The organism is Centipeda infelix ATCC 43532 (genome assembly GCF_000234095.1).
GTDB lineage: Bacteria > Bacillota > Negativicutes > Selenomonadales > Selenomonadaceae > Centipeda > Centipeda infelix.
On sequence record NZ_JH376799.1, the window covers coordinates 178,180 to 203,498 of the forward strand.

The 25,319-nt window shown below is 54.1% G+C and carries 21 protein-coding genes; 4 read left to right on the forward strand and 17 right to left on the reverse strand.

Annotated elements, in window-relative coordinates:
- Positions 1-9 precede the first annotated feature (9 nt).
- From HMPREF9334_RS06880 to serA, 4 genes are all read right to left on the reverse strand, one after another.
- A complete protein-coding gene (locus HMPREF9334_RS06880) occupies positions 10-615 on the reverse strand; it encodes a cytidylate kinase-like family protein (RefSeq protein WP_006692756.1) in 606 nt (201 codons plus the stop codon).
- Between the two features lie 319 nt (positions 616-934).
- The gene (gene deoD / locus HMPREF9334_RS06885; RefSeq protein WP_006692757.1) at positions 935-1,642 is read right to left on the reverse strand and encodes a purine-nucleoside phosphorylase; all 708 of its coding nucleotides are present in this window, start codon (positions 1,640-1,642) and stop codon (positions 935-937) included.
- A gap of 137 nt (positions 1,643-1,779) precedes the next feature.
- Complete coding sequence (gene htpX / locus HMPREF9334_RS06890; RefSeq protein ID WP_006692758.1) at positions 1,780-2,649, reverse strand: zinc metalloprotease HtpX; 870 nt, start codon at positions 2,647-2,649, stop codon at positions 1,780-1,782.
- A gap of 86 nt (positions 2,650-2,735) precedes the next feature.
- Complete coding sequence (gene serA / locus HMPREF9334_RS06895) at positions 2,736-4,331, reverse strand: phosphoglycerate dehydrogenase (protein WP_006692759.1); 1,596 nt, start codon at positions 4,329-4,331, stop codon at positions 2,736-2,738.
- A 248-nt stretch (positions 4,332-4,579) separates the two neighbouring features.
- Between serA and HMPREF9334_RS06900 the strand changes: the two genes are divergently transcribed.
- Genes HMPREF9334_RS06900 through HMPREF9334_RS06915 form a run of 4 tightly spaced genes read left to right on the forward strand, consistent with a single transcriptional unit; the run spans position 4,580 to position 9,586 of the window.
- Positions 4,580-5,512 carry an ABC transporter permease gene (locus HMPREF9334_RS06900; protein WP_006692760.1) on the forward strand — a complete coding sequence of 311 codons (933 nt, stop codon included), beginning with the start codon at positions 4,580-4,582 and terminating at the stop codon, positions 5,510-5,512.
- Positions 5,513-5,516: 4 nt separating this feature from the next.
- On the forward strand, positions 5,517-6,347 hold the full coding sequence (locus HMPREF9334_RS06905; protein ID WP_006692761.1) for an ABC transporter permease: 831 nt from the start codon (positions 5,517-5,519) through the stop codon (positions 6,345-6,347).
- A 49-nt stretch (positions 6,348-6,396) separates the two neighbouring features.
- Positions 6,397-7,920, forward strand: coding sequence for an ABC transporter substrate-binding protein (locus HMPREF9334_RS06910; protein ID WP_006692762.1), 1,524 nt, complete (start codon positions 6,397-6,399; stop codon positions 7,918-7,920).
- Between the two features lie 31 nt (positions 7,921-7,951).
- Entirely contained in the window at positions 7,952-9,586 is a 1,635-nt protein-coding gene (locus HMPREF9334_RS06915) for a dipeptide ABC transporter ATP-binding protein (RefSeq protein ID WP_006692763.1), read from the forward strand.
- A 251-nt stretch (positions 9,587-9,837) separates the two neighbouring features.
- On the opposite strand, the gene hcp is transcribed toward HMPREF9334_RS06915, so the two are convergent.
- The 13 genes from hcp to HMPREF9334_RS06980 form a co-directional block, all read right to left on the reverse strand.
- The gene (gene hcp / locus HMPREF9334_RS06920) at positions 9,838-11,499 is read right to left on the reverse strand and encodes a hydroxylamine reductase (RefSeq protein WP_006692764.1); all 1,662 of its coding nucleotides are present in this window, start codon (positions 11,497-11,499) and stop codon (positions 9,838-9,840) included.
- Positions 11,500-11,674: 175 nt separating this feature from the next.
- Entirely contained in the window at positions 11,675-12,457 is a 783-nt protein-coding gene (locus HMPREF9334_RS06925; protein ID WP_006692765.1) for an NTP transferase domain-containing protein, read from the reverse strand.
- Positions 12,454-13,398 carry a DMT family transporter gene (locus HMPREF9334_RS06930; RefSeq protein ID WP_006692766.1) on the reverse strand — a complete coding sequence of 315 codons (945 nt, stop codon included), beginning with the start codon at positions 13,396-13,398 and terminating at the stop codon, positions 12,454-12,456. Before HMPREF9334_RS06930 ends, HMPREF9334_RS06925 begins: the two co-directional genes overlap by 4 nt.
- Positions 13,398-14,333 (reverse strand): phosphotransferase, encoded by a 936-nt coding sequence (locus HMPREF9334_RS06935; protein ID WP_006692767.1) that lies wholly within the window; start codon positions 14,331-14,333, stop codon positions 13,398-13,400. The genes HMPREF9334_RS06930 and HMPREF9334_RS06935 overlap by 1 nt, the downstream gene beginning before the upstream one ends.
- Positions 14,308-15,951 carry a CDP-glycerol glycerophosphotransferase family protein gene (locus tag HMPREF9334_RS06940; RefSeq protein WP_006692768.1) on the reverse strand — a complete coding sequence of 548 codons (1,644 nt, stop codon included), beginning with the start codon at positions 15,949-15,951 and terminating at the stop codon, positions 14,308-14,310. Before HMPREF9334_RS06940 ends, HMPREF9334_RS06935 begins: the two co-directional genes overlap by 26 nt.
- The gene (locus tag HMPREF9334_RS06945) at positions 15,948-16,562 is read right to left on the reverse strand and encodes a GNAT family N-acetyltransferase (RefSeq protein WP_006692769.1); all 615 of its coding nucleotides are present in this window, start codon (positions 16,560-16,562) and stop codon (positions 15,948-15,950) included. The genes HMPREF9334_RS06940 and HMPREF9334_RS06945 overlap by 4 nt, the downstream gene beginning before the upstream one ends.
- A gap of 20 nt (positions 16,563-16,582) precedes the next feature.
- Complete coding sequence (locus tag HMPREF9334_RS06950) at positions 16,583-17,518, reverse strand: glycosyltransferase (RefSeq protein ID WP_245535234.1); 936 nt, start codon at positions 17,516-17,518, stop codon at positions 16,583-16,585.
- Entirely contained in the window at positions 17,505-19,124 is a 1,620-nt protein-coding gene (locus HMPREF9334_RS06955) for a CDP-glycerol glycerophosphotransferase family protein (protein WP_245535235.1), read from the reverse strand. The genes HMPREF9334_RS06950 and HMPREF9334_RS06955 overlap by 14 nt, the downstream gene beginning before the upstream one ends.
- 137 nt (positions 19,125-19,261) lie before the next feature.
- Positions 19,262-20,401, reverse strand: coding sequence for a DegT/DnrJ/EryC1/StrS family aminotransferase (locus tag HMPREF9334_RS06960; protein ID WP_006692772.1), 1,140 nt, complete (start codon positions 20,399-20,401; stop codon positions 19,262-19,264).
- A complete protein-coding gene (locus tag HMPREF9334_RS06965; RefSeq protein WP_006692773.1) occupies positions 20,398-20,808 on the reverse strand; it encodes a sugar 3,4-ketoisomerase in 411 nt (136 codons plus the stop codon). Before HMPREF9334_RS06965 ends, HMPREF9334_RS06960 begins: the two co-directional genes overlap by 4 nt.
- A gap of 206 nt (positions 20,809-21,014) precedes the next feature.
- A complete protein-coding gene (locus tag HMPREF9334_RS11715) occupies positions 21,015-23,876 on the reverse strand; it encodes a glycosyltransferase (protein WP_006692774.1) in 2,862 nt (953 codons plus the stop codon).
- A gap of 82 nt (positions 23,877-23,958) precedes the next feature.
- Positions 23,959-24,465, reverse strand: a complete 507-nt coding sequence (locus HMPREF9334_RS06975) for an ECF transporter S component (RefSeq protein ID WP_245535236.1) — start codon at positions 24,463-24,465, stop codon at positions 23,959-23,961.
- Between the two features lie 144 nt (positions 24,466-24,609).
- Positions 24,610-25,293 carry a cytochrome c biogenesis CcdA family protein gene (locus HMPREF9334_RS06980; RefSeq protein ID WP_006692776.1) on the reverse strand — a complete coding sequence of 228 codons (684 nt, stop codon included), beginning with the start codon at positions 25,291-25,293 and terminating at the stop codon, positions 24,610-24,612.
- Between the last annotated feature and the right edge of the window lie 26 nt (positions 25,294-25,319).

Sequence of the window (25,319 nt, forward strand, 5' to 3'; positions counted from 1 at the left end):
AAGCCCTCCTCAGCCTTTGACCGTGCGGATGTAGGCAATGATGCCGTCCGCAATCTGCGCGAGCGGTGCGCGCCCCGCATTCACAACGAGATCATAGTGTGCACCGTCGCCCCACTTGCGCCCCGTATAGTAGTCATAGTAGCGCGCGCGTTTCTCGTCCTCGCGATCCATCTCCTTGAGCGTCTTGCCCTCGTAGACCGTACGTCCGCGCTCCTCACGGTAGTCGTCGTCCGCACAGACGAAGATGGAAAACACATCGTCGCGCTTCCGGAGCGCATAGTCCGCGCAGCGCCCGAGGAAGATGCACGGACCGTCATCAGCAAGTTTCCGCACAACGTTCGACTCCGCCATGAACATCCCCTGACTGGACTCGCCCATCGCCATGCCGAACGAGTGGAACGGAATGAAGCGCGAGGACAGCGGCTTCACCGTGTTCTCAAGCTCGAGCAGCTCCTTCTCATGCAGATCGTTGATGCCAAGCTTTGCCGCCGCGAGATGGACGATCTGGCGATCGTAGAGATGAACGCCCAGCTTCTCAGCGAGAATGTTCGCGAGTTCCCGACCACCGCAGCCGTACCGACGGCTGATTGTGAGGATAAATTTCTTCTCCTCCATGTAACTCCCTCCTTCATCGTGGGAAACGGATGAGTGTCTCCCGTAACCAACTCTTAAAAACGGTACAACTGGAAAAGAATCTTGAAAAGTAAACGTTTTCTTTCTTGTGTTTTATTATACGTCATCATTTTCCAAAAAGCAAACGTTTTCTTTCGAGTTTTCGATGATAATTTCATGAGTTTTTCAGTCAAAACAACTCAAAAAAACTGCTGCACGAAGTCCAAAGACCTCGTACAGCAGCTTAGGGAAGCACTGATAAATTCAGCTACGCCAATCTGACGGACTTCATTTTATCAGCGATTCCTTAGGTAATTTACACTTAGCCAATCGCTGTCTCAAGCGCGATCTTGATCATGTCGCTGAACGTCGTCTGCCGCTCCTCTGCCGTGCACTTCTCGCCCGTGACGAGATGATCGCTGACGGTAAAGAGCGCGAGTGCCTGCCGCCCGTATTTCGCCGCGAGCGTATAGAGCGCTGCCGCCTCCATCTCGACCGCGAGCACACCGTACTGACGCAGCTTCGCATTGTCGATCTCCTCATCATAGAACCGGTCGACGGAGATGACATTGCCGACGCGCACGGGGAGGTTCAGCTTCTTTGCATTCTCTACCGCAGCGGAGAGCAGCTCGTAGTCCGCGAGCGGCGCATAGTTGATCGAGCCGCCGAAGATGCTCCGAATCATGCCCGAGTCCGTCGTTGCGCCCTGCGCGATGAACACGTCGCGCAGCTTTACCTTCTCGTGCATACCGCCGCAAGTGCCGACGCGGATGAGCTTCTGCACGCCGTAGTAGTCCATCAGCTCATTCACATAGATGGAGATGGACGGCATGCCCATACCCGTGCCCTGCACGGAGACGGGAACCCCCTTGTATGAGCCCGTGTAGCCGAGGATATTGCGGATGGAGGTGTACTCCTTCGCCCCCTCAAGGAAATTCTCCGCAATAAACTTCGCGCGCAGGGGATCCCCCGGCAGCAAAATACGCTCGGCGATCTCGCCCTTTTCAGCGGCAATGTGCAGTGAACTCATAGTCTCTCTCCTCTTTCCATTTGATCAATGATTCCATTATATGTCTATGTGCGGAAGAACGCAATACAATCATTCACGCAAAAACCCTCGAGAGCTGTTACAAACTCTTGAGGGTTGTGTGTGCCATGTTTCGATATTCAGCGGATGTTCATGCGCTGCGCTTGCTCGCGCAGACGTGCGATGCGCTCCTGCGTATCGGGATGGGTCGAGAACAGGCTCTTGAACGAGATGTCCCGTCCCGTCAACGGGTTGATGATGCACATATGCGCCGTGGCGGGGGTCGCCTCGGGCAGCGGTGCGCCATGTACGGCATAGTATTCGATCTTCTCGAGTGCCGATGCGAGGTAGTTCGGGTTGCCGCAGATCTCTGCGCCTCCCTCGTCCGCGCTGTACTCACGTGAGCGCGAGATCGCCATCTGGATGAGTGCCGCCGCAATCGGTGCGATGATCGCCGTTGCGATGAGCCCGATGATGCCGCCGCGGTCATCGTCGCTCGAACGTCCGCCGCCGAAGATCGCCGCCCACTGGGCAATGCTCGCGGCATAGGAGATGACGGTCGCCATCGTCGCCGCAATCGTCGAGATGAGGATGTCACGGTGCTTGACATGCGCGAGCTCATGTCCGAGCACGCCCGAGATCTCGTTATAGTCGAGCGCACGCATCAGACCCGTCGTGACCGCAACCGCCGCGTTTGACGGGTTACGTCCCGTCGCAAATGCATTCGGCGCATCCTCGTTGATGATGTAGACACGTGGCATCGGAAGCCCCGCGCGTCCCGCAAGCTTTTCCACGAGCCCGTAGAGCTCGGGCGCGCGCTGACGGTCAACCTCCTGCGCATTATACATGCTGAGCACCATGCGGTCGGAGAACCAGTATGAGAAAAAGTTCATGCCGAGCGCAATGATAAGCATGATGGTCATGCCTGTATGCCCTGCAAAAATGCCGCCAAGGGCAACCATGAGTGCCATCAGGAGGGCCATCAACATTGTTGTTTTAATTGAGTTCATAGGCATTTGCCTCCTTAATTTCAATTGATACTTTGTCCTTTTGACTATATCATAGCGGACAATTATGGAAAAAGGATGAAATTCCCTCAGATCGTCTCAAAGTTGACAAACTTTGCGTCGAAGATGCCGTCGATCGCAAGCACACGTGCAAGCGTATCATCGGGGATGTCGTGGTCAATCGTGAGTGCCATGATGCTCATGCCCTCGCGCTTGGACTTGCCCACCTGCATGGACGAGATGTTGATGCCCGCCTCGCCCATGATGGAGCCGACCGTGCCGATGACACCGGGGCGGTTGATGTGCGGGCAGATGAGGAGACGTGCGTGCGGGTCGATGTCCACACGGAAGCCGTTGATCCGTACAATGCGCCCCTCCGTACCGAAGAGCGTGCCCTGCACCTCTGCCGTGCCCGCTTCTGCTGTCCCCGCCGCCGTCGTGACACGCACGGTGATGAGCGTCGAATAGTGTGAGGTTTCCTTTTCCTTGATCTCCGTCACCTTGATGCCGCGCGACTTCGCAACACTCGGCGCGTTGACATAATTGATCTCGCTCTCAAGGATCGGATTGAGCATCCCCTTGAGGAGTGCCGTCGTAAGGAAACTCGTGTTGACCTCGGTAATCTCGCCATTGTAGACGACCTCCACATGGGAGATCGGCCCTTCAGCGAGGGAGCAAACGGTGCAGCCGAGCTGCTCCGCGAGTGTGATGTAGGGACGAATGACGCGCATGACCTCCTTCGATACAGGAGCCATGTTGACCGCCGCCGTCACGGGTTCGCCGCGCAGAGCCGCACGAATGCCCTCTGCCACGTCGACGGACACGCCGATCTGTGCCTCCACGGTGGATGCGCCGAGGTGCGGCGTGAGCACAACGCCCGGAACGCCGCGCAGCGGATGATCCTCCGCGAGCGGCTCGCTCTCGAACACGTCGATCGCCGCCCCCGCGACGATCCCATCCTTGACCGCCGCCGCTAAATCACTTTCGTTGATAATGCCGCCGCGCGCACAGTTGACGAGACGCACGCCCTTCTTCATCTTACGCAGCTCCGGCATCGAGATCATACCGCGCGTCTCCTTCGTGAGCGGCATATGTACCGTGACAAAGTCCGCCGCCGCAAAGATATCGTCGAGCGTCCCTACAGTCACGCCAAGCGCCTTTGCACGTTCCTCATTGATGTACGGATCATACGCAATGATGTTCATATCAAAGGCGAGTGCACGCTTTGCAACGCCGCTGCCGATGCGCCCCATGCCGATGATACCGAGCGTCTTGCCGCGCAGTTCCACGCCGACGAATGCCTTGCGATCCCACGCGCCCGCGTGCATCGTTGCATCCGCCGCAGGGATGTTGCGTGCGAGCGAGAGCATCATCGCCATCGTGTGCTCCGTCGCAGCAATCGTATTGCCGCCCGGCGAGTTGATGACAATGATCCCGCGCTCCGTCGCCGCCTTTACGTCAATGTTGTCCACGCCGACACCTGCGCGTCCGATGATCTTGAGTTTATCGGCGCGCGCGAGCACATCCGCCGACACCTTCGACGCGGAGCGCACCATGAGCGCGTCGTAGTCACCGATGATCTCCACGAGTTCCTCATGCGCGATCTTATCGCGTACGTCGACCTCATAATCCGCCAGCAGCCCGATCCCCTCGGGCGAAATCCCATCCGCAGCCAAAATCTTCATCCGTAAGCCCTCCCATGCGGCACAGTACCGCAGTCAATTTGCATCGTGTAATACGGTTCATTATAGACAAAATGGGCGATGTGTGTCAAATGCTTGAAAAATCACCGATAAATTCACATATATTCATATCTTTACGCTTCGGTTGACAATCTTCTTCCATAGGGGATATACTAAAAATTATTGTCTGACAGATAACTAATAAAAAAACAATTGTCCACTTCAAAAACCTACAATATAATGGAGCATCTATGACGTACAAGACCATCCTCGGGCGGTGTCTGCAATTCATCCCCGTCTTTTTCGGCATCACCCTGCTTTCCTTCGGACTCATCTACATCGCCCCCGGCGATCCCGTCGGCATTCGTCTCTCAGCGGGCGGCATTGCCGCCGATCCGCAGCTCGTGGAGCGGATGCGTGCGGAGATGGGGCTCGATCAGCCCTTTCTCGTGCAGTACGGACACTGGCTCATCCACTTCCTCCAAGGCGATATGGGCAAATCCTACATCACCGATCTGCCTGTCGCTGCGACGTTTTGGAAGGCACTCCCCTACACGCTCCGTATGGCAGGTACGGCGATGGGGCTCACACTCCTCATCTCCCTGCCGCTCGGCATCGCCATCGCCGCGTGCTGCAACAGCCGCATGGACTATGTCGTTCGCTTTCTCACATTCGTCCTGAATGCAACGCCCGGCTTTATCATCGGGATTGTCCTCATGTTTATCTTTTCCTATCGGCTCGGATGGATTCCGGTACTCGCGACGACAAAGCCGATCGGCATGGTATTGCCTGCGCTGACGCTTGCGCTCGTCATGTCCTCGCGCTACATCCGGCAGATTCGCGCGGCAGCACTCGACGAACTGGCAAAGGACTATGTCATCGGGCTTCGGGCGCGCGGCATCACGGAGCGCACGATCCTGTTCCGCAACGTCCTAAAGAACATCATGGTCATTGTCATCACACTCACGGGCATCTCTGTCGGTTCACTGCTCGGCGGCACGGTGATTATCGAGACGATCTTTAACTGGCCGGGCATCGGCAGCCTCATCATGGGGGCAATCGGAAATCGCGACTATCCCGTCATACAGGCGGTTGTCGTCTGGATGGCACTCGCGTTTTTCCTGGTAAATCTCCTTGCCGACCTCTCCTACCGCTATTTCAACCCCAAAATCAAGGATCTGTAAAACGATGAACTTCTTTCTGCAAACACCGCCGCTCTTTCGCGTACTCACATTCCTCGCGGCATTTATTCTTCTTGTGAGCCTTTTCTCTGGACAGCTTGCCCCATACGATCCGTATGCAACGGATCCGCAGCTGATCCTAAAGCCGCCGTCGGCGGAGCATCTCCTCGGCACGGACAACTACGGCAGGGACATTCTCTCACGCATCCTCGCGGGCGGGAAAACGTCCATCTTTGCTGCGCTCTTCATCATTCTCATTGCAGGATCGCTTGGCAGTCTCATCGGGCTGCTATCGGGCTACTACCGCGGGCGAATGGATGCCATGCTGATGCGCGTGACAGACATCTTTCAGGCATTCCCCGACATCGTCCTTGCCATTGCGGTCGCGGGTGTGCTCGGCGGCGGGCTCGTCAACGCCATACTCGCACTCATCGTAACGACGTGGACGCAGTACGCACGCATTGCACGCAGCGCGGCCATCGCGGCGCGGGAGGAGACATACATACAGGCGGCGCGGCTCTCGGGCTGCACCGACACGAGCATCCTGTTCGAACACATCCTGCCGAACATCGCGGGACCGCTCGTTGTCACCGCTGTGCTCCACGTCAGCTCTATGATGATGGGGCTCGCGGGGCTGTCCTACCTCGGCATTGGGGTTCAAATCCCCGCAGCGGAGTGGGGCGCGATGATCAGCGAGGGGCAGAAGTATCTCCAACAGGCACCGTGGGCGGCACTCGCACCGAGCGCGGTGATGGTCGCCGTCATGATGGTGTTCAATATGTTTGGCGATCAGCTGCGTGACCTGCTCGATCCCAAGATGCGGGAAAAACGCGTATAGGAATACGCTTTTCATAGAAACTATATCTTACCTATTTTAAGGAGGAACCATGAACAAAACACTGAAACGTCTCTGCGCCGCGCTTCTGCTCGCCGTTCCGCTCACGATGAGCGGCTGCGGCGGCTCGGATCAGGCGGCAGACAGCAAGAAAATCGTGCGCGTCGGCGGCACAGTCGCCGTGACGAGCTCGATGGATCCCGCGAAGGAGTGGCTCGGCTGGTACACTGTGCGCTACGGTGTCGGCGAAACACTCTTCCGTCTCGACGACAGTATGAAGCCGCAGCCGTGGCTCGCCGAAAAGGCGGAGAATGTCGAGCCGACGGTCTGGCGCATCACACTGAAGGACAATGTCACCTTCTCGAACGGCGAGAAGATGACGGCGGACAAGGTCATCGCCTCGCTCAAACGCACGGCGGAGACGAATGACCGCGCCGCATGGCTGAAGGATGCAGAGTACACGGCAGAGGGAAATGTCCTCACGATCCGTACGAAAGCGCCGTATGCGACCCTCGTCAACGATCTCTGCGACCCGTACGCTGTCATCGTCGATGTTGCAGGCACGAAGGACTTTGAGAATGCGCCCATCTGCACGGGTCCCTTTGTTATGAGCAGCTTTGAGGCGGACAAGCACGCCGTCATGACGAAGAACCCGAAGTATTGGGGCGGTGACGTGAAGGTCGACGAGGTCGAGTATACGAAGATCGCAGACTTCAACACGCTTGCAATGGCACTGCAGGGCGATGAGATTGACGTAGCACTGGATCTCAGCCCCGAGACGGCAGAGACGATTGCGGCGAATGACAAGTTTACGGTTGTCAAGACACCGCAGACGCGCACCTATCAACTCTACATGAACCTCGATAAGCTCACCGATCCTGCGGTTCGTCAGGCGATCATGTACGGTGTCGACAAAAAGACCATCGGCGACCAGTACCTCAAGGGCGCAATGACAGCGTCGAACAGTGCGTTCCTCGCCTCCACGCCCTATGGCGATCCCGCACTCAAGGCACGCTCCTACGATCCCGAAAAGGCAAAGCAGGTGCTCGCGGCGGCAGGATATACGGACACGAACGGCGACGGCATCGTCGAGAAGAACGGACAGCCGCTGACCGTCGAGATGGGCGTCTACAAACGTCTCTTCAACGAGAACATCACGACGGAGATGCAGGCACAGCTCAAGAAAATTGGCATTAACGTCAACATCGTTTCACATGAGAAATCGAATTACTACAAGGCGGGCGAATACGAGATCGGTCTTTACTCCGTCATCACCATGCCAACGGGCGACCCGTATGCATTCCTGCGTGACGTACTGAGCGCAAAGGGCGTTGCAAACTTTGGGCACTACACGAACCCCGTGGTCGAACAGGCACTTGCGGATTTGCCGAACACGTTTGATCCCGCGAAGCGCATTGAGCTTGCCAACCGCATTCAGCAGCAGGTCATCGACGATGCGGCGATGGACTTCATCGGGTTCAACAATATGCAGGTCGGTATCTCGAAGAAGGTCACGGGTTTCCTCTCCACGCCGAGCGACTACTATCATGTGACAAAGGATCTGGATAAGAAGTGAGCGCACACACAGCGCACAGCGGAGCAGCATCATGCAGGAACTCTTACGAATTGACCATTTGACTGCGGGGTACGGCGGCGATGCCGTGATCGAGGACATCAGCATCAGCCTTCACACGGGCGAGGTGCTTGGCATTGTCGGAGAGAGCGGCAGCGGCAAATCCACCCTGCTCAAGGCAATTGCGCAGATCCGTGGGCTCTCCACCGAGATTCACGCAGGTACAGTCTCCTTTGACACGAAGAACCTTGCCGTACTCTCCGAGGGAGAGCGGCGCAGACTGCGCGGCGAGGAGATCGCAATGGTGTTTCAGTACGCAGGCGCATCGCTGAATCCTACGCGGCAGATTGGCACGCAGCTCGTTGAGACGATGCGTGCGCATACCGATTTCTCACGTGAGGAAATCTACGCGCGCGCAACGGAGGTATTCGGCGGCATGGGTTTTACTGATCCTCGCCGCATCCTCGCGACCTATCCGTTTGAACTCTCGGGCGGTATGGCACAGCGCGCTGCTATCGCACTCGCCGTCATCCTGCGCCCGCAGCTGCTCCTCGCCGACGAGCCGACCTCGGCCCTCGATGCGACGATCCAGCGGCAGGTACTTGACGAACTGCGTGCGCTCAAGGAGCGGACAGGCACGGCGATCCTCTTCATCACGCACAACATCGGGGTCGTGCGGCACATCGCCGACCGCGTCGCCGTCATGTGCAAGGGGAAGATCGTCGAGCAGGGCAGCGTGAATGAGGTGCTCGGAAACCCGCAGCATCCCTATACACAGGAACTCCTTGCAGCCGTACCGAAGATGTCCGCTGCGACACATACGGACTGCGACCACAGAGATCATGCAGAGGATGCCGTTGCCTCCCCCACTCTTACGGGAGAGGCAGACTGCGTAAGCAGTGATGGACGTTCATCTCCTCTCCTGCGCTTTGACAACATCTCCATGCACTTTGATGATGCAGGAGGACGCGTACAAGCAATCGACGGCATCTCCTTCTCCCTTGCGCAGCGCGAACTCCTCGGCATCGTCGGCGAGAGCGGCAGCGGCAAATCCACCGTTGCAAAGCTCCTCACGGGACTGCATACACCGACGGGCGGGAAGATTCTCCTCGACGGCAAGGATATCACCCACGCAGTCGGAAAGGAGCGGCGCACGCTCTACACGCGCATCCAGATGGTGTTTCAAGACGCAGTGGGGTCGTTCAACCCGCGTCGCACTGTTGGTGCGATGATCGGCGAGACCATCTGCCGCCTCTGCACACCGGACGCACGCGCAACAGAAAAACGTGTCGCCGAGCTCCTTACGGAGGTGGGACTTCCCTCCTCCTATGCCAATCGCTACCCGCACGAGATGAGCGGCGGCGAGTGCCAGCGGGCGGCAATTGCGCGGGCGATGGCGGTTCATCCTGAGATCCTCGTCTGCGACGAGGCGACCTCGGCACTCGATGTGTCCGTACAGGCAAAGATCATCGCCCTCCTCCTGCATCTGCAGCGGGAGCACGGCATGAGCCTCCTCTTCATCTCACACGATCTGCCGCTCGTCAGCTCCATCGCCGACCGCGTCCTCATCATGCAGAATGGACGCATCGTCGAGCAGGGCGAGACCAGCCGCGTCCTCAGAGAACCAAGCGAGGACTACACGCGTAATCTCCTGCAGGCGGCACTGTAAAGGAAGCACTGATAAATTCAGCCACGCCATCTTAGCGCATCTTTTTTGCCCGCTTTTTGTCGGCAAATCCTCCACATAGCTTTGGCTATGCGTCCGGTTTGCCTCCTCAATCGGACAAAAAATCTACGCCAATCTGACGGACTTCATTTTATCAGCGATTCCTAAACTCACGCAAAAACGGGACTTCCGTACGAAATACCATTTTATTTCGTACGGAAGTCCCGTTTACTTATCTATGAATGGATATTCTTTTACACAGCAGCAGCTTCGGGCGCATTTACCTCAATGCCAAACATTGCCATATCGTCCTCAACATTCGTGATTCCACCGATGCCGAAAGTCTCGACGAGTACCTTTGCGACGTTCGGAGAGAGGAATGCAGGGAGCGTGGGTCCGAGGTGGATGTTCTTCACGCCGAGGTGGAGCAGTGCGAGAAGAACAATGACCGCCTTCTGCTCGTACCACGCGATGTTATACGCAATCGGGAGCTTGTTCACATCATCCAGACCGAATACTTCCTTCAGCTTCAGTGCGATGAGCGCGAGCGAGTAGGAGTCGTTGCACTGCCCTGCATCGAGCACACGTGGGATACCGCCGATGTCACCGAGATCCTTCTTGATGTACTTGTACTTCGCGCAGCCCGCCGTGAGAATGACCGTGTCGTGCGGCAGAGCCTCCGCGAACTCACCGTAGTACTCACGCGACTTCATGCGGCCGTCGCAGCCTGCCATGACGACGAACTTCTTGATCGCACCGCTCTTCACCGCCTCGACGACCTTGTCCGCGACAGCAAAGACCTGCTCATGCGCGAAGCCGCCGACGATCTCGCCCGTCTCCAGCTCCGTCGGAGGCGCGCACTTCTTCGCACACTCGATTACAGGCGTAAAGTCCTTCTCACCGTTCACGAGAGGAATGTGCGTGCAGCCCGGCACGCCAACCGCAGCCGTTGTGAAGAGACGATCCTTGTAGCTGTCCTTCGGCGGAACGACACAGTTCGTCGTCATGAGGATCGCGCCGTTAAACTTCTCGAACTCCTCTTTCTGCAGCCACCATGCGTTGCCGTAGTTGCCGACGAGGTTGTCGTACTTCTTAAATGCGGGGTAGTAATGCGCGGGAATCATCTCGCCGTGCGTATAGACATCGACCCCCGTGCCCTTCGTCTGCTCCAAAAGACGCTCGAGATCCTTGAGGTCATGCCCCGAGATGAGAATACCAGGGCGGTTTCCGACACCGAGCTTCACCTTCGAGATCTCGGGATGTCCGTACGTGCTCGTGTTCGCGCCATCGAGCAAAGCCATACCGTCCACGCCCCACTTGCCTGTCTCAAGCACAAGTGCCGTCAGCGCGTCACCGTCCATCGTATCGTCGAGGAGCTGCGCAAGCGCACGCTGCATGAACGCATCGATCTCCTCGTTCTCGTGGCCGAGTGCATTCGCATGCTCAACGTAGGCGGACAGCCCCTTCAGGCCGTACGTCGTCAGCTCGCGCAGACTGCGGACATCCTCGTTCTCCGTCGCGAGTACGCCGACCGTCTTTGCCTTTGCCTCAAAATCCGCACGCGGAGCCGTCCAATGTGCCGCCTCGGGCAGCTTCGACGCATCTGCAACCTGCGCGAGCAGATCCGACTTCAGCGCGAGCGTCTCCTCGATCACGTCGATGATCGCCTCACGGTCGAAGTTCGCATTCGTGATCGTAATGAAGAGGTTCATCGTCACGCGGTGGTTGACCTCGATCGCAACCTTCTTGCCCTCTGCGCGCAGTGCCGTCGTCACAGCACCGAGCCCCTTCGTCACATAGACGAGCAGATCCTGCATCTCCGCGACATCCGGCTTCTTGCCGCAGACGCCCTGCACCGTGCAGCCCTTGCCGCCCGCCGTCTCCTGACACTGATAACAAAACATTTTAGCATCCATGAGAAACTCTCCTTTGCTGTCATATACAATACACATTTGTTGTGCTGATTATAGCAAAGAAGTCTCTCCATAGACGTAACATATGTTACTGGTCAATAATCAATAGAAATTCTCATCAAAAGCGCCCCCTCATGCTGCATCGCTGCAACATAAGGAGTTTTTGCAGCCGATTCCGTCATCTGAATTTTGGATCAAACGCTAGAATATCCGAAAGGGTGTCGAATTCATAGATAATTCCCTGTGGATAGCATTTCCGATACAAAATCAATTCATTGAGATGCTGCATATAGACTTGCTCCCAGAGCATTTCACGTACTGCGGCATCTATTTCATACGCGTGCCGCAACAGCGTACGAAATTTCTCGCTGAATGCACGTGTGAAATACACATGCCCCATCATATACCAGCCGCGCGCGCCGCCAATCTGCACCCCCGTGATGCGGTCATCCGCATCCACGGACAGATAGTATTCCTCCGTCGGCTCGTCTCCATAGGTCGCTGCATAATAGGAACGGTAGACATAGGGTGCAAAGACATTCTTCGTGAAATAATTATCCGCCGAGCAGATATATGTGTTGTCGAGTTCATCCAACACACGATAGAGCGATGATGTGTTGTTATAGCGGTGATAGTCCGGATTCTCCACAATGTGGACATGTGGATGCGTCCCAAGATAGGCAAACTGTTCACTTCGATATCCCGTGACAAGGAAGATATCTGCAACGCCCGCCTCAACAAGCTGCTCAATCTGCCGCTCAACCAGAACCTCACCGCGTATCCGCAGCAGCCCCTTCGGTATTTGCTCCGTGATTGGTCCAAGCCGTGATCCGTAGCCCGCTGCCATTAGCACAGCATTCTTCACGCGGTAGGGAGTGAGCATATCTCTCGCATGCAATCGCTGTGCTTCATCCTCTGTCTTTTGTGCAGCATAGAGTTGCAAGAATTCCTCATTCGTCACAATGTCGTTTCTTCTTTCTGTGGATAAAGCGAGACCAATAATACACCCGCAAAGACAAGCGCACAGCCGAATACCATCAGCCTCGACGGTGGATCATTACCAAGCCCCCATTGCAGCAACGCTCCCCATATGATATAGCTCGCATTGGTCGCCATTCCATGCGCACAACCAATCGCACGATTAACCGCATACCAGAGGAAGTAAGACGCGCCTGCAGCGACACCTGCAAAAACAAGTGTTCCGAGTGCTAACATTTTATCGGAGAAGGAGAGCCACACAGAGCTGCCGGACAAGAACACGAATGTCACGACAAGCAGCACCACACCGGAGATACTTTCACGCAGCGTAATGGCAAGCCCCGGTGAAATATCATCCATTCCCCGTACCGCAAGCACGATTTCACTGCCCCAGCAGAGAGCAGCAAGGAGACTGCAAAGGATCCCCCCAGAAAGCAGCGGTGGAACAGTCTCCGGCTCAGTCAAACCCGCAAGAACGGCCCCCACCACAGCGAGCAAAATACCAATACACATACCTGTATTCATCCGCTGATGCAGGAAAATACGTGCCAAAACACAGCCAACAACGGGATAGAGTGCCGAAAGTGCCAGTGCGTACGTCGGTCCCGCCCACAGAATACCGAGACAATAGGAAAGCTGTCCCAAAGGACCGCCGAGGAACGCCGCAGCAATCAGAAAAGCACCGGAGCGACTGACAATCACAGTATGGCAAGAGCGAAGGACACCACGTACACCATTGAGTACAAGTAAAAAGACAGCCGCACTCACATCGTTGATCGCCGTACAAACGAGTGGGAAAAGAATACCGATGGGCAGAAGTCCCTCCGTCGCCTCATACACACCCGCCGCATACAGATAATTATTACAGCCCCATAGGAAGCCACTTGCAACACCGAGCAAAAGCCATAGAGGATAGCGGTTCATCACATATCCCCTAACAGATCATGCACCTTTGCCGGATACGTCTTTGCGAAGCGCAGCTGATTCTCAGCATACACACCAAAAGATGCGCCAAGAGAGCTTTTATAGGCACACCATAGACTCCACAAAAGTCCGCCCACCGCCATATAGGCATATACCCTCGCCTTGATTTGCTCGTCGGCCCCCTCGGGAAAGTAACCCGCAAGCAGCTGCGTTGTCTCCGCTTCCGCGTAGTTCGCATAAATCGCAAACATCGCGACATCAACAAGAGGATCGGAACATGCCGCATACTCCCAGTCAATAAGGTAGGGGGATTCACGCCCCTCAACGAAGAGAAAGTTATCAGAAATCGAGTCAATATGGCAGAGTGTATCTCTATTTTCTAAGAACGGCGCAAGAAATGGTCGCAAAGAAAAAACAGCTTCCCTTATACTCATGTATTCAGGACAGACATTTATCCCTCCATTAAGGACTTCTTCATAATGGATCACAGCCTCAAAAGGGTTAAACGTACTCGCACCACACAGTCTGCGCTCATGAAAAGAACGCAGCGCTTTCATGCAGGAATGCACCTCATCCATATTCATAGGATCGCAGACATGAGAGTCTTCATAGTAGCGCGAGATCTTATAGCCCGGTTCAACGCTGAGCACAACAATATCCTCTGTGATGTCCGTACAGCGAAGCATCTCATAGACAGCCTTCTCATTCTCACGATCGATTAAAAGCTCGGTCCCCTTTCCGTTGCAGCGAAAGATATATTTCTTCCCCTGCACGTCAAATAGGAAGGAATCATTTGTCATACCTTCCTTGAGGGGCAACAGGGCCCCGGATGCCGCCTTCTTGCCAAAATACTGCTTAATCGTTCTCCGAATGAATATTTCTTCTGCCGAAATGGGACACGTCTGCCTATCAAGCGCCATCAGATCTCGCTCCATTTCCCCAGCACGCAAGCCCCAACTCCGACCGCTGCTCGGCAAAGACCTCCCGCAGATCTGCATACAGCCCCTCCGGGAAAAGATCCACTTCAAGCGGCACAGGAAGTGTCAGAGGATCGGCATAGAGCAACATTGCAAGGGTAAGGCAGGAACGATGCTCACGGCAATCAGCAGCAACATACAGTTCCTGCAATTTTGCAAGAATCTGCTGTTCTCCCCACACCAGATTTTCATTTCGGACACGCAGCTGCAAGAGAGCCAGATATCCCTCGTACCACTCCTGTTCACAGAAATGGGCAAGCCACCCCTCTTGCCATTTCCCGATCACAGGAACAAGTTCTTTCTTTCGCTCAAAAATCCATCGGTCGATTTCGGGTAAATAGGCCTCCGCAGGATGCAGACTATCGGCATAGTCCCGCTTGAGCCGCGCGACGATGCGCTGCGCCGCTCCCATATGCTTCCTGCGGAACACAGCAATAATTTCCCGGCGTCGCGCTGCCGCGGGATCGTCGCCACGCAGCAGATGCTCCAGATGATATTCTGCCTCGTCCCAGTTTCGGGCGACATAGCTGCCGTTGAGCATCTGCCTGTAATCATCCGTCGGTTCAGAATCATTCGGACAGTAAATCATTGGACGATCGAGCAGGAAGAACGGCATATTGAGTGAAGAAAAATCCGTCAGCAGTATATCCGCCGCACGAAGAGCCTCCTCAGCAGCAAAACGCCCCTCATCCAATTCAACGCCATATACCGTCAGCTGTTCCTTATAGTCCGCAACCTCCTGTGCCGTCATCTGCCCCTTTTGGACAAAATTGTCAAACATAAGCGGATGCGGTCGTATTGCAAATTTCAGCTCTTCACTTCCATACTTTTTTGCGAATGCCAGAAATACATCCTTATAGTCAAAGAAATGACTTCCGCCAATCCACTTCTCCGTATTCCAACGCGGCATCCATAGAACTTTTCGTATGGCACGGTCTTCATGAGATGTATTCAAATACGGTTCAAAGCCGGGATACCCAAGATCCTCAAAGTGCTGCACACCGGCATTGACCGTCATCGGATAGGCGGATTCCATCATGCTCTTTTCTTCCTCAGAGTCACAGAAGAAAAAACTCAGATGTGAGAAAAACTCCGGCATCTCCATCTCTGCATGAATAAAGAACTTCATCCCCTGTGTCCCATATGGGAGGTAACAAAGCTTTGCAAATTTGGTAAGTTCGCGCGCATGTGTACCGCAGAGTGGACGAAGGGCTTCGTATGGGGTCGGCAAAAAGATATAGTCGGGCGCAAAAATACGCAGATCGTAAGCATTGGTAAAGTCATAGACATTGGGATAGTGCTCATGAAAGGACTTCCAATAGTGCATATCATACCGCCCCACCGAATTCTGTGCGGCAACGTCTGTTGCCTTGTAGGTTGGGACAAGTACGATGACGGTCTCCACCGTCGCATCTGCAGCAAACACATCATAGACAGGCTGCTGTTTATCCCAGATCACCGGATCATGCACGAGAAAAAGGACGCGCATCTTGCGATCTGTATGTGCACGGTTATGAATTTCCTGCAAATAGTACGCCGCTGTTTCGCGATTGGCAAATGCATTTGCCCTCATCATATCCTTCCCTCTCCTGCTTGATTCATCCGTATTTCATCCCGTGACAGACGCTGAGCAATATGCTCCCGTACAGAGAGCCAATCTGCCTGAGAACGCACATACTCCCCTTGCCGCATGCCGTTCACGATAAGCTCATCTGGGAATTGTACGACGCCATCATTCCGATGAAACCCATATTTCTCATGATAACGGATGGAAGCAATGTTATCGTGCACGATATGCGCATAGCAAGTATCTACGTCAAATGCACTGTACATATAGTCCGCAAAAAGGAAACTTGCCTCTGCAAAGAGCAGGCTTCCCCGATAGTGACGGTCACCGACGAGCAGCCGTCCCGTGATGCAGCGCCGCCGCTCCGAATCATAGTCGGTCCACCCCATTGTGGCAAATGGCGTGTCCGTTTCTTTGTCCACGACGATGAGAAGCCCCTGCGTTGGATCGGTACAATAATATTCATACCATACACGCTGTTTTTCCAACGTGAGCAAAAAGGGCTGATTCAGATAGCGGTTATTCTCGGGATCATTGCGCCATGCAATGATGTAGGGAAAATATGCCTCCACAGCCTCCACCAAATATACCGATTGCCCATCAAGTCGAATCCCCTGCATAATACGCTCCAAGCATCTCGTTATCTACTGTTACATTCCGTCAATTTCTGCAGTTCATAGGGGTTGACATCCTGCAAATACGTGTCTGTGGCAATGATCTGATCCACCTCAGCATAATACCTGCGAACGATCTCTGCATAGGGGGAGTTCGTATCACGCCGCCCCTCTATGTGCCACTTGCAAAGGGCCCTGAACTCCGTATGCCGCTCCGCCATGATTGCAAGCATCATTTGATTGTCGCGCAAAAGTCGAGTTTTCCACTCTTCGGATGCCACATTTGATATACCATGACTGCTTTCGTACCATACGAAATTATAATCCCAAAAGCCGAGAGATATGTCATCCGCTACCATCAACGCATACGCCGAATCCTCCATATACACAACAGATCCGAGAATAAGATCTGTATACGAGACCATACGTGTACGCTCCCCCATAAACGAAGCTCCACAGGCATAATCCTGACACACGAGATATGCCTCTTTGATCGCCGGAAGGTTTCTCTCTCGATATGGCTTCAGCTGAAATGGCTGCATCCGATCATAGATATGGTACTTCCCTTCTGCCCTGCCGTAAGCGCAGCTGCGCCCAAAGGCAATGTGGTATCCTTCCTGCTCCATAAACTGGAGCATTCCTACAAGCGCCGTATCATTGTATAGGAAATCCCCCGAGGAGATCGGCTTAACATATCTTCCACGTGCGATTGCGTACGCGTTCCATACGTTACGAACCGTTCCATGGTTCTCCATGCTGCGTACGATGCAGTAATCGGTGATCCCATGCACCGTCATCCATGCCTCGACCATATCCTGCCGAAAATCCGGCGTCCCATCGTCTGCAATGATAATTTCGTAGGAGCATCCCTGTTGACGAATGACAGAGGTAAGAGTCATGAACAGCTTCTCATAATCCGGTTGATAGGTGAGGACACAGACCGAAACATCAACCGCTGTCATGTACCGCACACTCCTCCGCATAGACATTGACCGTCCCGATTCCGAGCTCTTTGCGCTGCTCAGCAAAGGCCTCCCGCAAATCTGCATACAGTCCATCAGGGAAAAGATCTATTTCAAGAGGAACAGGCAGTATCAGTGGATCGGCAAAAAGCAGCATCGCAAGGGTAAGACAGGCACGATGCTCCCGCTCCACGGCAGTGGCGTAGAGTTCCTTCAACTTTACGAGAATCTGCTGCTCGCCCCATACGAAATGATCGCTCCATGGATGCATGGAGAGCATCTCCAGATAAAGAGGGTACCACTCCTGTTCACAGAAATGCGGCAGGAGATCAGAACTCCTCCCCATGATCGAAACAAGAGTTTTCTTCGCCTCAAAAAGCCGCTGCTCGATCTCGGGCAGACAAGCCGTACGCGGATGAACGCTTTCTGCGAAATCTCTTTTGATGCGGTCAGCAATGCGCTGTGCGGCGCCGATATGCTTCGCCCGAAATTCCTCGACGATCCCCCGCCGCTGATACGCCACCGGATCTTCATAGCGAATCAGCCGCTCCAAATAATGCTCTGCCGCCCCCCATGTCTCAGCAACATAACTGCCCGCAGCCATCTTCTTATAATCATCCGTCAATTCACTGTCATTCGGACAATAGATGAGCGGTCGGTCCAGCAGGAAAAAGGGCATATTGAGCGATGAGAAGTCCGCCAGCAGGATATCCGCCGAGGTCAGCGCTTCAAAAACGCTGTATTGTCCCTCATCCAGCACAATTCCATATGCCGCCAGTTGGGCCTTAAAGTCGGCAACCTCCTGCGCCGTCATCTGCCCACTATGGATGAAATTGTCGAACATAAGCGGGTGCGGACGGATGGCAAACTCCAATGTCTCGCTGCCATATTTCCGTGCAAACGCAAGAAACGCATCCTTGTAGACTAAAAAATGACTTCCCCCAACATTTGCCGCCGTATTCCAGCGCGGTATCCATAGAACTCGCCGCCGAATGTGTGGCTCACATCGATATTCCAGATAGGGCTCGAAGCTCGGATAACCGATATTCTCAAAATGCTGCACGCCGGCTGCGACCGTATCCGGGTAGGCGGCTTCCATGGCGATCTGCTCCTCCTCGGAATCGCAGAAATGAAATGACACATGGGCAAAGAATGGCGCGAGTGAAGCCTCCACTTGAATAAAAAACTTTGACCCAGGTGTCCCATACGCGATATAGCAAATCTTTGCAATCTTGGCAAGCTCTGATGTGTGTGTCCCGTGAAGAGGACGCAGTCCATCATACGGTGTCGGCAAAAAGATGTAGTCAGGCTGAAAAACGTTCAAATCAATAACATTGGTAAAATCGAATACATTAGGATAACGGTCATGAAAGAAGTGCCATGTCTTGTCCACATATCGCCCCGCAGGTTTATGCTCTGCCGCATCAATTGCATTGTAGCTGGAAAGCAGCACAAGGGTTGTCTCCACCATGTCATCGGCAGCAAACAAATCGTACACATATTCCTGCTTGTCCCAAAGGGACGGCTCATGTACCAGAAAAAGAACGCGCATCTTGCGATCTGTATGTGCGCGGTTATGGAGTTTCTGTAAATAGTAAGCAGCCAAATCCAAACTGCAAAAACCCGATTCTTCCATAGCCCGTCCTCTCAATCAGTCACCGTTTTTATAGGAATTGCTGATAAAATGGTTGAGCCCAAGGAGATTCTTATCGTCCAAATGATATCGCACCTAATCGCAGTCCCTTATCTCTTAGTCGTTCCATCACAGCATGACGTACTGTACACTTCCCTCGAGTACGCGTTGACCGTATCAATCACATAGTCAATCTCATCCGCCCGCATCCCATTGAATATCGGCAGGCTCAGCACCTCGTCCGCGTACTGCTCGGCGACGGGGAAACTGCCGTGTCCATAGCCGAGCTGCGCATAGCACTCTGCCAGATGCGGCGGGATCGGATAGTGAATAACCGTCTCGATGCCGTGGTCCTTGAGATATGCCTTAAAATGATCGCGCGTTGTCGTCCGCACAACGAACTGATGATAGACATGTTCCGCCCCATCACGCAGCTGCGGCAGGATGATATACTCGTTATGAATCCCCGCAAGGTATTTCGCTGCAATCTCTCTGCGCTCTGCGGTCAGCTCTGACAAGTATCCGAGTTTGACACGCAGCAATGCCGCCTGAATCTCATCCAGACGGGAGTTGATCCCGCATAGTTCGTTATGATACTTCTCCTTGCTCCCGTAGTTGCGAAGCATCCGGATACGCTCAGCAAGTCCCGCATCATCCGTCACAATCGCCCCCGCATCACCAAATGCGCCGAGATTTTTCGTCGGGTAGAAGCTGAAGCAACCAACATCCCCGAAACGTCCTGTCATCGTCGTACCGAAGTGTGCGCCGTGCGACTGGGCGCAGTCCTCAACGACGGCAAGGTGGTGACGCGCCGCAATCTCCCCCATGCGCCCCATATCAGCCGCCTGCCCGTAGAGATGAACGGGCATGATGGCACGCGTACGCTCCGTAATCACGGATTCGAGTTTCGATGTGTCCAGATTGTAGTATCCGTCAGGTTCGACGAATATGGGAGTTGCTCCGTTTGCCGTGACCGCGAGCACGGTTGCAATATAGGTGTTCGCCGGCACAATGACCTCATCGCCCGCACCAATGCCGAGCGCGGCGACTGAGAGCGTCAGGGCGTCAAGTCCCGAGTTCAGCCCGACCGCATATTTCGCGCCCGTGTATGCTGCAAACTCCTCCTCGAATGCCTCGAGTTCCGGTCCCATGATGTACCACCCCGAACGCAGGGCACGCAGTGCCGCCGCCTCATACGCTGCGGCGTGGAGCTCATACTGCCGCCCGAGTACAGCAAGATCAATCTTCATGCCCGTTCCTCCCCATGCACCATACGCAGGAATTCATCATAGTCGCGAATATAGTCTGCCTCATCGTAGACCTCGGACGCGAGCACCATGAGCACGGCATCCTCGGAGAAGTCGTACATCTCTCGCCACATCGCATTCGAAAGGTAAAGACCCTCATACGGTTTTTCGAGCGGAACGACCTTCTTCTCGTGTCCATTGTCGAGCCGCACCTTGCAGCTCCCGTGAATACAGATCAGGATCTGCTCCAGTGTCCGATGTGCGTGATGCCCGCGCACCACCCCCGACACGGTATCATACATATAGTAGACGCGCTTGATACGAAACGGGATATCGTTGAACTCCTCGAGCGCGACAAGCATCCCGCGCTCATCGCCATGCGGCTGAAACATATATTTTACGATCTGCATAGTGCACTCCCATCGCTTAAAGAAGCACTGATAAATTCGGCCACGTCATTTTGACGTATCTTTTTTTGCCCGTACTGTGTCGACATCCTCCACATAGCCCTCGCTATGCGTTTGGTTTGTCTCCGTGTTCGGACAAAAATCTACACCAATCTAACGGACTTCATTTTATCAGCGATTCCTGTTCTAAAAGGTATGCTCCGATAAAGCTACTCGGAATCCGCCTCATCCCACTTTGCCTGTTCCCAGAGCTGCGCATACAGAACCTCCTGAACCCGCAGATCGACGTCGAATACCTGGATGGGATAGTCCGAGCGATTCTCGCGCAGGATCTTCGCCAAATTCTCCGCAAATTCGTCCTCTGTAATAACGAGTTTTTTTGCACGAAATACGCTCTCTTTCATTTGACGGTAGGTCGGATCTTCGATAAAGTTCCGCAGTTCCGCAAGAAACTCCTCCATATCCGTATACTCGATGCCCAGCTCTTCCACAGGCAGAAGTACCGAGGGAGCACCCGCCCCGTACGGGAGACAGAGGAAGTTGAACGGCGGTCTGCCCGCCAAGGCGGCATACTGTGTCATTAATCCACCGATTTGCGGACAGGTATTGAGATACATATCCACATTCTGCATGATTTGGAACAGGTCTTCACACTCTCCCGTAAGAAAGACCCGTCCCACATATTTTTGCTCCAAGGCTCGCAGATCCAAAAACTGATTCTGCGGCCCCGTTCCCGCATACCAGAATTTCACCTGAGGGAAGTTCGCAAGACAGAAATCAACAATCTGATAGTATGTTTTTATTCGGTCAAGCGTTTTATAAACAGCCCCACCCGAGAATATGATAAAGTCCCCAGTCGCCTTTTCAAACGGGAACCCTTGAAACGGAAGCGTCCTATCGATACAAGGATAGTAGAGCTGTTTCAATATTTTCTGTGGTGCGATCTTTCGATACTGCCGTGAGACATTTGCTCCGAAATCGCGGAACTCAAGACAATAGTCAAACGCATTCACACCAAGCCAGAAGGCATGATCCGTCAGATTGATCTGATATCGCTTCATGCGTCCCGCAAAGCGCATGAATGTCAGAATCCCCGCAATATCCCACGGTGTCGTATATAAAAATCCAATGTCGGGTCGGATCTCATCCATGAGACTGCACAGAAAATGTGTACGCGACCATGCGCCCGTCTTCGCCGCATCCGGCAAGAAGCAAATGCAGCCGCCGCATTCATTCAATATCGCTTCCAGTCTCGGAATATTTCCCCGTGCAGACTCCGGTGCGATATAGTAGAGATCAACATCCATGCGGCTGAGTGCGCGGAGATAGATGAAGGCAAGTCCGCGTATGTCGTATCCGAATGCATCGTAGAATACAATGCGCTGTCGCTCATGGGGTTCCTGCACAGAAGACGGCTCCGGCAGCAGCTTTGACAGAGTGGAAAGATATTCTTCGAGGACTTCATCGGTATAGGTCTGATTGCAGTGATAGAGGATGGTCGCTAGATATTCCATCGACCTCATGACGTTCTCATAGGCTTCACTGCGAAGCTGTTGCCCGACGACCTCACGCAGCTGCGACACTTTTACAAAAAAATTATTCAGTTTTCGCTGGGTCTCCTCCGCCAATATAACGGGGCGTTCAAATGCCTGTGCATCGGAGTGTCGCACAGAATTGCCTTCTGCGGCATTCTCATTCAATGCAAATAAAACTTCCCCATGAACGAGTTTTTTCAGCTCGTTCGGATCGACACTTTGCAGATAGGACGTTGTTTCCCGTACCCGTCTCATTTCAGCATAGTACGCTTCCATGATCTTCATGTATGGCACATCCGACGGCTTTCGTCCACCGACATGCCATGTGCACAATTCCCGCAGTTCCGGATGCCGCTGCGCGATCATCATGAGGACAGTACAGTGATCCCGTCCCAGACGCTCGATCCACTCCTGTGACGGACCGCCGGAAATCCCGGTCTCACACTCATACCAGATAAAATTATGATCCCAGAATCCGAGTGGAATATCATCTGCGACCATCATAATATGAACACCGTCTTCCATATAGGTCACATGACCGACGATATCCCTTGTATAGGAGATCATCAATTCGCGGTCAACAAGAAAGGCCGCACCAACCGCATAATCCTGACAGACGAGATACGCCTCCTTGATCGCAGAAACAGCGCCTTCTCGATATGGACGCAAATAATGGGGGTTCATACGATCCACAATAATGTATTGATTTTTTTCCTTACGATAGTTACAAGAACGCCCGAATGCAAATTGATACCCGTTCTGCTTCATGAACTGCATCATATCTGCTAAAGCGTGATTACTGTAAAAGAAATCGCCCGGAGATAGGTTCTTAATATAGTGTCCACAGGCGTGAATATACATATTCATATAGTTCAGGACTGTACCCCGATTCTCGGCACTATGCAAAATCGTATAGTCCTTGAACCGATGCTGCAAAAGCCACAGTTCCACACGCTTCACATCAAAATGCTCTGAACCGTCATCCCCCACCAGAATCTCGAAGGAACATCCCCGCTGCTGAACAATCGAAGTAAGCGTCGCAAAAAGCATTTCATCGTCAGAATGATATGTCGCAACACATATGCTGACATCACAGGTCTTTTGATACGGCATCCAGCCGGCGGCATGCACAACCGATGCGCCCATCCCGACGGCAATACGGGTGCAGTGCGAAGAAAGCTCGTCCGCTGTCGCGATCAGGCAGTCCTCCCGCCGCAGTGCCGCATAAAAAAAAGCATCTGAATATAGATGTGCAAGCACAAGTGGAGCATCTTCGCCGAGTGCCGCAAGGAGTTCGAGCATCTCGCCCAGCTCTGCTGAGGCATCGGCCTCCGGCAGCATCAGAATAAGCGCCGCTTGATTTTCGGCGGAGTAAGCGCGGAGGTACGAACGGAAGACACTGCACCACAAGCCCTCATCCGAGGCAAAATCGGGCACAAAATAATAAAGACGGCACCCCTGTGCTCTAAGTTCTGCAATCCGACGAACGGCTTCTTCTGTCTGTGAACCACTGTGTGCGGCTTTTTGTTCCCTCATACTCCGCCCTTTCTCCGCATACAAACGCCCATATACTTATATCGAAAGAATCTGCTTGTTTGCTAAAGCATTCCTTGTTCCGTCAAAACTGCGGGAATCTCCCCCGCAGGAGCGGCAGGAGGAAAAAGGCGATGATGCTGTTGACAAGTCCCTCCATGATAAGTCCCAGCGTAGAGGTAAGTGCGGCGGACATACTAGCGTAGAGCACCGCACCTGCAAGGGTATATGCCGCTGCCATCCAGATGCTTGAGAGGAGGAGCGCGGCGATGATGCTCACACGCGGTGCAATTGCATCTCCCCTGCGGCCGACGCGATAGACGATCTCCGCCATGACAAATTTGATGACGAGCGTCGGCACGATCCAAATAGCAAATCCGCCGAGAAGATCGGCGAGTGCCGAACCAAAGCACGCGGCAACGAGCGCACTGCGGCGCGGCGTGAGAAGCGCAAGCAGGAAAATCACCGCGTCGCCGAGATGCGCATAGCCGAGCGGGATCGGGATGTGCGGCAGATAGGTTGCAACAAAGACGAGTGCTGTCATAAGTGCAGTAAAGACGAGTTCCTGTGTGGTGAATGATGTGTTTTTCATGTACGGATATTCCATAAGCCTTTCCAAATGTTAGGTAATTTCCTTCTATACCATAGCACACAGTGTCCCAAAATTCAATCTGCACAAACGAAAACGACCGCCCCGCCGCAACAACGCGATGAAGGGAGGTCGTTTTCATTTTGTTTAGGATAGAATACGCACGAGATAGGTGAGCGAGTCCGACCAGAGCAGAACGCCGAGGAGGACGAGCACAATGCCCGCCGCCTGTTGGATGCGTGGGAGATACTGGTAGAACGCACGCAGCTTCATGATGTGCCGCCGCCAGATGACGGCGAGCAGAAAGAACGGCACGGCAAAGCCGAGACTGTAGACGAGGAGGAGCAGAGCACCCGCACCGACGGTCGCCGTATCCCCCGCATAGAGGAGAATCGTCGCGAGCATCGGGCCGGTGCACGGTGTCCATCCGAGTGTGAAGCCGCAGCCGAGAAGGAACGCGCCGCCGATGCCGTCAAAGCCGCGCCGCTGAAACGGGCGGTACTCACGCAGAAGCAGCGGAATCCGTATCCAGCCCGTCATGAAGAGTCCCATGACGATAATCAGCACAGCTGCCCCCTGCCGCAGAAGCTCCTGATAGGAAAAGAGCCACGCGCCGAGCAGCGATGCCGATGCGCCGAGCAGGACAAAGACGAGCGTAAAGCCCGCGAGGAATGCGGTCGTATTCGCATACAGCCGCCGTGCCTCACCGCCGTCCTGCTGACTGTTCTTCGCGAGAATCAGCGAGAACGTGGGCAGGAGCGGCAGGACACACGGCGAGATGAACGAGAGAAAGCCCGCGAGGAATGCCCCGCCGAGCAGGGTCATTTCCATACGGTTCTCCCTCCCTGCGTCACACT